This is a genomic window from Stenoxybacter acetivorans DSM 19021 (genome assembly GCF_000745895.1).
Taxonomy (GTDB): Bacteria; Pseudomonadota; Gammaproteobacteria; order Burkholderiales; family Neisseriaceae; genus Stenoxybacter; species Stenoxybacter acetivorans.
Genome location: NZ_JQKE01000131.1, coordinates 1 through 1,633, shown reverse-complemented (window position 1 = coordinate 1,633; position 1,633 = coordinate 1). Strand labels below are relative to the sequence as shown.

The 1,633-nt window shown below is 34.5% G+C and carries 4 protein-coding genes; all 4 read right to left on the bottom strand.

What is annotated here, in order from left to right; genetic code table 11:
• Positions 1–229: hypothetical protein (locus tag Q384_RS10905; RefSeq protein ID WP_037588093.1), on the bottom strand; the 229-nt coding region annotated here is incomplete at its 3' end.
• Positions 207–437 carry a hypothetical protein gene (locus Q384_RS13845; protein ID WP_051940930.1) on the bottom strand — a complete coding sequence of 77 codons (231 nt, stop codon included), beginning with the start codon at positions 435–437 and terminating at the stop codon, positions 207–209. The genes Q384_RS13845 and Q384_RS10905, both read right to left, overlap by 23 nt.
• Before the next feature lie 200 nt (positions 438–637).
• Positions 638–1,114 (bottom strand): hypothetical protein, encoded by a 477-nt coding sequence (locus Q384_RS13840; RefSeq protein WP_211251110.1) that lies wholly within the window; start codon positions 1,112–1,114, stop codon positions 638–640.
• Between the two features lie 73 nt (positions 1,115–1,187).
• Positions 1,188–1,448 carry a hypothetical protein gene (locus Q384_RS10890; protein ID WP_037588091.1) on the bottom strand — a complete coding sequence of 87 codons (261 nt, stop codon included), beginning with the start codon at positions 1,446–1,448 and terminating at the stop codon, positions 1,188–1,190.
• Between the last annotated feature and the right edge of the window lie 185 nt (positions 1,449–1,633).

Sequence of the window (1,633 nt, the reverse complement as noted above, 5' to 3'; positions counted from 1 at the left end):
GATTATTACAGCCTAAACAGGCAAGTTTGGTTTCCAGTAAACGATATAAGGTGTATAGAAATACTGCCTTTTGTTTTTCTTTACCCAGATAATCCATATCTCCCCAAAGAATCCATAATCCACTGGAGTAATTAAAATCTTCAGGAGTACCCGGTAAAAATTGCTCTATTTTAGCTATATCATCTTTCGATAATGTTTGAATAAAATCATTTAAATTTAATTTCAGCATTTACAGGTTTCCCGTTAGGTTTTAAACCAAATGTAGGGTTTCCACTAAAATCAATCGTCCATTTCGCACCGGTTGAATCGGCACTGCTGGAGAAATTCCGTAAATTAATGGATTGACCTGTTTTGGGGTTTTTATAGGTATGACGCCACTTTCCAGGTCCTACAGATATTGCGTCTGGCAACTTCCCATTTCCACCAATTTCTTTCATTAAATGAGCAGTATATTCTTTGATATTGGCTTCTGATACACCCTGAAATACGGGAACAGGATTACGGGCGTTGCCCGTTACGGTAGCAATATGTCTCTTATCCGAATTAGGTTTTTTTCCTTTATTTTTTAGGATTAATTTTTAGGTAACCTTAAAAATCAATCAAGCTATCTGAAAATAACATAATGATAATTTTAAATTTAATTATTTTCTATTCTTTTTAATTGTATATCAGAATTCCAATTTTTAGGCTTTTCTGTAATATTTAACCAGTTTGCTCCCTGTTCTAACCATGTTTTTCGATAAGTTTTAATACCTTGTGATGATGAATCTTCATAACCATACTCAACGCCACAACAAGGGCAAATGGTAAAAGTTGGAGATCTACCGTCTTCTCCCCAAGGAAAAAAATCTGTCTCAAATTGAAACCAACAAACAGAACAATAATTTAACCCTATTTTTTTGAGCTGATTAAAAGGCTCCCAATCAGATGGTTTTTCTTGTTTGTTAAACCAAGGCATACCTTTATCTATCCAGCACGCACGATAAATTTTTATGGTTTCGTTTGTTGTATCTTCAAATCCGTATGTTACTCCGCAGCAAGGGCAAGATTTACCACGAGTAAACGAATTTTTTTCAGATGTAAAATTACAAACCAAGCATGAATTATTGGGCATAGAAATACTCCAATTTTTCAGGTAGCTGATGTTAAAATAAATTACCTAAAATCAGTAATAATAAATTTCAAGATTAATTACTTTGCATATAAATATCCTGATAGGCTTTTTCTACTATCTTGTCATAATCCGCACGAAAAACAACATCTAGCAACGGAACCAACGATCCTTCTATGTCTATCAAAACAGCTTTTTCTGCAGGATGAATAAATATATCATCAACATTCCATTGTGTTTTTTCCCAGTTTCTTGCTAACCACTCAAATAAAACTAGGGCTTCTGCTTTGGATAGAGTTAGCTGAATATTATCTTGTTCTATACAAGCCCGAGTCATTGCACTCTCCCAAAATAGGAATTTCAGGTAGCCTGAGACAAGTTATCAGGCTACCTGAAACAGTTAAAAAACAATTAAGATTATTGTGCAGCTTTAATCCAAGGCAGTTCTTCTATGGGTTCAGGGTCATCCATATTTGCTGCATCCATAGACCATGATAGTTCACCATCAGGATAAATCCAAAC